Origin of the sequence: Sphingorhabdus sp., assembly GCF_035329025.1 — a bacterium.
In the GTDB taxonomy this organism is placed as follows: Bacteria; Pseudomonadota; Alphaproteobacteria; order Sphingomonadales; family Sphingomonadaceae; genus Sphingorhabdus_B.
On the sequence record NZ_DAOLHN010000036.1, the window covers coordinates 25,833 to 32,523 of the forward strand.

Sequence of the window (6,691 nt, forward strand, 5' to 3'; positions counted from 1 at the left end):
CCGGACGGGGTCCGGCGGCTAGTTTACCGTTGCGTTGAAAACCAGCGCAAAACTTGAAGCGTTCAACAGCGCAGCCCGGCTGACGGTTACGGTTCCTGCCGAAAAAGACGCGCCAATCGGGTCGGTTTCATCGGCACCGCTCGCATTGTCATCCTCTGCAGTTGCTGCAGTGCCGCAGCTTGATCCTGACAACATCGATCCGGCGACATAGGTCAAGTTTGCAGGGATTGCGTCCGTCGCTGAAATATTGGCGGCGGTTCCGGGGCCAGCATTGGAAATGGTGATGCAATAACGCACCGTCGCGCCCGGTATCGCTTTCGGGTTCGATCCACTGATCCCGTCGGAGACGACCGAGCTGATCTTGGTTACGCCGATGCTCGCCGGGGCGCCCGTCAGGAACAGATCCGACTGGAAGAACGTGCCTGAGTCCGCGTTCAGGCTATCGCAGATTTCGAGCCGCCACGTACCCGCAGCTTCCTGGCCATTGAATGCCGACAGCGCCTGAAACGGGCGGAAGGTCCTCTGATAGGGCGGAACAACTGTGGCCGCAGTAGCGTTATCATTGTTCGCTGTATGATTGGAAATGGGGGTGGCGGCTGCATCATCGAACAAGACATTCACATTGTTGCGTGTGCCGCCGATATTGTTGATCAGCTGTACCCGCGTCCCCGCCGGCGATTGCAGATAGAATTGCAGGTCGCCGCGATAGGTATGCGCCATCAGGACGCCGATATTGACATCGGCGACGGTGTAAATGTCGCTGACTGTGAAGTTACGAACCAACGGATTGGTGCAAGGCGTTGCGGTTTCGTTCACTGCGCCGTCGGTCGAATTTGTATATTGCAGCTGGGCATAGGCGGTCTGCGGGAAGGCGCAGAGAGCGATCAACCAGATGAAAACACTCCAGCATCGCCGGACCGCATTGCGTTCCGGGGCCTTGGCGGCATCTGGCGAACCAGGCCGGGCTGGCGGGTGCCGACGGCTGGACATGCCTCGCATATAACGCAGCAAGGTTAACGGAGCGCTACTTTTCGTTTACACCTAAAACGAAGGTTCTAGTTGACAACAGTATGGAAAACCATAGCGAAACTGGCACCGACCGCGAGTGTCGGTGTTGAACCGGCCAGGGTCGTTCCGCTTATAGACATGCCAAAAGGATCAGTTTCGTCGGCGCCGCTATTGTCGTCATCTTCCGGGGTGGTTGCCGTCGCACAGCTAGAACCAGACGCCATGCTACCCGCAACATAACTCACATCAGCGGGCAGATTGTCGGCAGCGGTGACATTGCTTGCCGGAACGGGGCCCGTATTGCTTACCAGAATGCAGTAGCGGACAATCGCGCCCGGCAGCGCTTTCGGGTTGCTTCCGCTGATTCCGTCGCTCAGCACGCTGCTGACCTTGGTGACCGTCAGTTCGCCAGGTTGGCATGTGTACAATGTCACATTGTCGACTTCAAAGTCGTCCGAAGTGCCGCCGCCCGGCGCATGGGTGAAGGTGAGAGCTCCGGTAGCGCTGACTGTCGTCGGCAGATTGATCCGCCAGCCGGTATAGGTGAACTCGGTAATAGTGCTTAGATTCCCCGACGCCCCGTTCAGATAAGTAACGCTGGCCGATGTTCCGCCGCTCGCGTCTGTGGTGATCCGCGCATAGGGCGTGCCTGCGACCGATATGGTCAGTTGTGCGCTGGTTGAGCCAGCGGCAGGAGCGCCATTGCGCCACCATTGGCTTAATTGGATAACAGCGCCGCCACTAGGGCCGGGACCAAAATTGAGCCCACTCAGTCCCGATTGGGTCAAAGTGCCTGACGTTGTGTCGCTGTTTACGGAGGCAACGCCCGCACCCGTCCAGATCGCCGATGCGGTCCAGTTGGTCCAGCTTGGGCCGGTTCCGGAGGCGAAAGTTCCGTTGGAAATAATCTGTTGTGTTGTACCCACCGGGCAGATTGGGGCTGCCATTGCCGTTGCTACGGTGAAGGGCACCGAAGCATAATCATCTTCGGTCGTCACACCATTATTGGGCGTCGAATCCGGGTCAGTCAGCGAACTGGCAGTAATCTGCGCGACGTTGGTGACAGTGCCGGCCGTCGCCGTAACGGTTCCGGTAATCGTGATAGAGGCGCTTGCACCAGGCGCCAGACTGCCGACGCTCCAAACGCCGGTGCCGCTGTTATAGGTTCCCGTGCCTGTCGCACTGATGAAGCTGAACCCGGTTGGCAGCGTGTCCTGCACGGTGATGCCGTTGGCCGTTGCCGTGGATGCCGGGCTTGCCGCGCTGGTGGCCGTCAGCGTGTAGCTGATCGAGCTGCCGTTTGTCGGAGTGCCGTTGCTGACTGTTTTGCCCAGCGACAGATCTGCGTGCTGCGGATAAATGGTCACTTGATAGTCTTCGACTTCGCCCACTGTTGCGCGACCGGTCCGACCAACGCCAGCGGTTGGCGACCAGCGGAATCGCGCAAATCGCGTCACCTGTGTGGTGCCGGCAGGCGGCGTGACCGACAGGCGGATAACGCCGTTTACAAGACCATCGGTGTCCCCTGCGCCGCCGTCGACCGCATTGGTTGCAATCTGGTCACCCGCAGTTGCGAAACTGCCGTCACCTGCCCAGTCAATCCAGCCCTGAAGCCTGCCTCCGCTGCCGGTAACCGCCACATCAATAGTAGACGCCAATCCGCGCACCAGCGTACCAAAGGTTGCGCCGTCGTCATTTCCATCGGACGATGCCGTAGCGTTGGCGATCGGGCTGGGCGTGATCGGCGTGCCGGAAAGGTTCGTAACCCCAGCATTTTCAACGGTAACGCCAGCGCCCATATAATAACCGCCAACGATATGGCTGGCGGCAGCGGTCGTATCAAAACTTGCGGGTGCATCGCCAAAATCTTCGTCGAGCGAAACGGTGAAGTTCCAGCCGTCGACATTGGTCGCCGTTCCAGAGCCGCCCATCAGCATGTCGATCTGGAAAGTAACCGACGTGATCGTTCCGTTCATGCGAACGCTGCCGCAGCCGGCTTTGTTGGTGGTTGTGCACGAAGGTTGTCCGTTGATCGTGGTGGAGCGAATTTCGTCTCCGCTAATCGAGAGATTTCCGTTGCTGTTGGTGACGGCAAAGGTTGGTTTGGCACTTGCCGTCCAGCTCGTCATGACGAGTGATGAGTGGAAAAAAGTTGTGCTCGAACGATTTGCGCCCAAACCGGATATGTGAATTATCGGGTCTTTCACGGGATGGCTGAACGTTAGCGTCATCGAACCGCGGTTGGCGCATCGAAGCGTGGCCGTTGAGCAACCTGCCGGGCTGACATCTATTTCTATAGCGTCGGTCGTTGCCGAAATTGCGGGGGAAAGTTGTGCGGACGTAACTCCGCCGATGCCGTTGAGTGCAATAGAATCATCGAAGATTACCGAATTTGCGCCAGACAACGATACCTGCATGGTCGTTGTTCCGGGGTATGTCTTGGTCACCGGCCCAGTGCCACTGCTGCTCGAAGGTGTCTGGTTGGCGCTCGCCATTGTGGCCAGGATGCACAAAGCGAGCATGACAGAAAGCCACACCCAAAACCGGGAGGCTGCCATGCTGTCCAAGCTGAACTTGGCGCAAGAAGGGTGTTTCGTACGATTCACAGCGTCGGCAATTGCCTTGAATTGCTTTATTAATGATAAACAATGTCGCGATTCTGCGGGTTTCGAGATGTAAAATCTCGCCAAATCGGACTATGCTACTGCCTCCGGTTAACCTTGATTGGCAGGATTCAGCGCCATCCAGATGGCAATAGCTGCAACAGCAGCGGTATCGGCGCGCAGGATATTGGGCCCAAGCGACACGGGCATTGCCTGCGGATGCGCGCGGATTGCGGCATTCTCTTCATCGCTGAACCCGCCCTCCGGGCCGATCAGGATGGCTGACTTGGTATGACCGCCCCGCTGCAAAATATCGGCTAGCGGATTGCCGCCGCGTTCATCGCAAAACAGTAAAGACCGGTCCGCTGGCCAATCGCGCAGAAGTACATCCAATTTGGACAAATCTGCGATTTCGGGAAGCGCGGTGCGTTCGCATTGCTCGGCGGCCTCGATCATCTGGCTGCGTAGCCTTCCTTCCTTCAACTTGTCGGCAACGCAGCGCTGCGTCCGCACCGGCACGAACCGGGCGATCCCCAATTCGCAGCTTTTCTCGGCGATCCAGTCTAACCGATCTTTCTTGATTAACGCCTGGCAGAGCCAAAGATCCGGCGCTGCTTCACGCTCCCGCAGTTTCGCTTCGATGGTGAGCGCAAGGTCGCGTTTTCCGGTTGCGGCAACGGTCGCTAGATACTCGCCCGTTCTGTCGTCGAACAGCTTGACCGGCGCACCTTCCTTCAGCCGCATGACGTGCAGCAGATAATGCGCCTGCCCGCCTTCGATGCGCAACTCGCGACCCTCTGAAAGTGCCTCATCAACAAACAGGCGGGGGGTTGAATGCGGGGGCCAGGCGGGGGTTTGAACCATCGCCCAAGCATAGCCTTCGACAAGCGGTGGGCAAGGCGTTATGTCAGATTCGATGCCCACAACCGCTCCCCCAGACACAGAAATTCAAGGCCTTGTCCGCCTGTTGCCGGAAAGCGTCAGGCCATTCGCCCTGCTCGCTCGGTTCGATCGCCCGATTGGCTGGTGGTTGCTTTTCTGGCCCTGTGTTTATGGACTGACGCTGGCGGGCGGGGCGTTCAGCCACTGGCCATTGATCCTCTGGATGCTGCTCGGCGCGATTGCGATGCGCGGGGCGGGGTGTGTGTACAATGACATTGTTGACCGCGATCTGGACGCCAAAGTGGCGCGCACGGCGAGCAGGCCGCTGGCAAGCGGGGCGGTCAGCCTGAAGGCGGCGTGGGGCTGGCTGCTGCTGCTGTGCGGCATCGGCTTTCTGGTGCTGGTGCAGTTGCGGATTGAGGCCATCTTCGTTGCGCTGTGCAGCCTAGCACTGGTCGCCGCCTATCCTTTCATGAAGCGCATCACATGGTGGCCGCAATTGTGGCTTGGGCTGGTTTTCAGCTGGGGCGTGCCGGTCGGATGGGTGGCGGTGACGGGCGTGGCCGATGCCGCGATGCTTTGGCTCTATGGCGGCACGATTTTCTGGGTGGTCGGCTATGACACGATCTATGCGATGCAGGACCGCGAGGATGACGCGCTGGTCGGCATACGCTCGACCGCGCTGCGCATGGGGGAGCATATCCGCAGCGGGGTTGCCGTGTGCTATTTGCTCGCGCTGGCGGGCTGGAGCATGGCGATCTGGAGTGTGCGGCCACAAGGTCAGGCGCTGGTCGCGCTCGCCCCTGCCGCTTTCCACTTGGCATATCAAATTGCTTCGCTCAAAAAGGATGGGAGCAATGCGCTCGGCCATTTCCGGTCGAACAAGGTAACAGGGCTGCTGGTTGCGCTCGCCTGCCTTGTCGTGGGCGCTTCAGGCTAAAACGGAGGAGGGTTTATGGGCAACCGGCGGCTAGGGAAGAGTGCGATTGTCGTTTCCGACATCTGCATGGGAACGATGACCTTCGGGTCGCAGGCGGATGAGGCGGTCGCACACCGCGTGCTCGATATGAGCCTCGATGCGGGGATCAATTTCTTCGATACCGCCGAAGGCTATCCGGTGCCGCCCGATGTCAAATGGGTCGGACGGACGGAAGAGATTGTCGGCCGCTGGCTGAAGGGCAAAAACCGCGACGCCATCATCATCGCCACCAAGGTTTCGGGCCCCAGCCATGTCTGGTTCAAATCGCCCAAGCGCGGCGGGATGACCGCACTCGACCGTCGCCAGATTACCGTTGCGGTCGAAGACAGCCTGCGCCGGCTGCAGACCGACTATATCGATCTCTACCAGACGCACTGGCCCGACCATGGCACGCCCTATGAGGAAACGATGGAAGTGCTCGACGAGCTGATCCGCGCGGGCAAGGTGCGGATCATTGGCTGTTCGAACGAGACGAGCTGGGGGTTGATGAAGTCGATCCAGGCGTCGGAGCGCCTTGGCGTTGCCCGTTACCAGACGATACAGAACAATTTCTCGATCAACAACCGCCGGTTCGAGGATGAACTGGCACAGGTGTGCCGCGAGGAAGGCGTCAGCCTGATTCCTTATTCACCGCTCGCAGGCGGCGTGCTTTCAGGCAAATATCAGGATGGTGGACGGCCTGAAGGCGCACGCTTTACCCGCTATATGGATATGCTCGATTCGCGGCAGGCGGTAATGGCGCGGCGTTTCGCCGGGCCGCGAGCGCTTGAATCGACCGCACGCATTTTGGAAATTGCCAAGGAAGCAGGCATGTCACCGGTGACGCTAGCGACCGCCTGGTCAAAACAACATGATTTCGTCGCCTCGACCATCGTCGGGGTGAGCACAGTCGAGCAATGCGCCGAAATCTTCGCCGCCAGCGAACTCGTACTTTCCGACGATGTGATGAAGGCCATCCACAAGGTGACCAAGGAAATCCTCTACCCAATGGGGTAGGGGTTACTCTGCCGCCAGCAACTGCTCTGCACCGCCCAAATCAACGCTGACAAGGCGGGATACGCCCTGTTCGACCATCGTCACGCCAAACAGGCGGTGCATGCGGCTCATGGTCACGGCGTTGTGGGTGACGATCAGGTAGCGGGTGTCGGTTTCGCGCGTCATCGCGTCGAGCAGGTCGCAGAAGCGTTCGATATTGGCATCGTCGAGCGGCGCATCGACT

At 59.2% G+C, this 6,691-nt stretch carries 7 protein-coding genes and 1 pseudogene; 4 read left to right on the plus strand and 4 right to left on the minus strand.

Features of this window, described 5'->3' with window-relative positions:
- Positions 1-18: 18 nt before the first annotated feature.
- Together PKC81_RS10915 and PKC81_RS10920 are read right to left on the minus strand one after the other, a co-directional pair.
- Positions 19-990, minus strand: a complete 972-nt coding sequence (locus PKC81_RS10915; protein WP_324335982.1) for a proprotein convertase P-domain-containing protein — start codon at positions 988-990, stop codon at positions 19-21.
- Between the two features lie 65 nt (positions 991-1,055).
- Positions 1,056-2,984, minus strand: coding sequence for a GEVED domain-containing protein (locus PKC81_RS10920; RefSeq protein ID WP_324335984.1), 1,929 nt, complete (start codon positions 2,982-2,984; stop codon positions 1,056-1,058).
- Between PKC81_RS10920 and PKC81_RS10925 the strand changes: the two genes are divergently transcribed.
- On the plus strand, positions 2,983-3,198 hold the full coding sequence (locus PKC81_RS10925; RefSeq protein ID WP_324335986.1) for a hypothetical protein: 216 nt from the start codon (positions 2,983-2,985) through the stop codon (positions 3,196-3,198). The two genes, PKC81_RS10920 and PKC81_RS10925, sit on opposite strands and share 2 nt — an antisense overlap.
- A gap of 162 nt (positions 3,199-3,360) precedes the next feature.
- Positions 3,361-3,687 carry a hypothetical protein gene (locus PKC81_RS10930; protein ID WP_324335988.1) on the plus strand — a complete coding sequence of 109 codons (327 nt, stop codon included), beginning with the start codon at positions 3,361-3,363 and terminating at the stop codon, positions 3,685-3,687.
- 35 nt (positions 3,688-3,722) lie between these two features.
- Here the strand turns inward: PKC81_RS10930 and PKC81_RS10935 are convergent, their stop codons facing one another.
- Positions 3,723-4,475 carry a 16S rRNA (uracil(1498)-N(3))-methyltransferase gene (locus PKC81_RS10935; RefSeq protein WP_324335995.1) on the minus strand — a complete coding sequence of 251 codons (753 nt, stop codon included), beginning with the start codon at positions 4,473-4,475 and terminating at the stop codon, positions 3,723-3,725.
- A 52-nt stretch (positions 4,476-4,527) separates the two neighbouring features.
- On the opposite strand from PKC81_RS10935, the gene ubiA reads away from it, so the two are divergent.
- Together ubiA and PKC81_RS10945 are read left to right on the plus strand one after the other, a co-directional pair.
- The gene (ubiA, locus tag PKC81_RS10940) at positions 4,528-5,433 is read left to right on the plus strand and encodes a 4-hydroxybenzoate octaprenyltransferase (protein ID WP_324335991.1); all 906 of its coding nucleotides are present in this window, start codon (positions 4,528-4,530) and stop codon (positions 5,431-5,433) included.
- A gap of 15 nt (positions 5,434-5,448) precedes the next feature.
- Positions 5,449-6,468 (plus strand): aldo/keto reductase, encoded by a 1,020-nt coding sequence (locus PKC81_RS10945; protein WP_324335993.1) that lies wholly within the window; start codon positions 5,449-5,451, stop codon positions 6,466-6,468.
- Between the two features lie 3 nt (positions 6,469-6,471).
- Here PKC81_RS10945 and PKC81_RS10950 read toward each other — a convergent pair.
- A pseudogene (locus PKC81_RS10950) lies at positions 6,472-6,691 on the minus strand (chromosome segregation protein SMC); the annotation flags it as partial.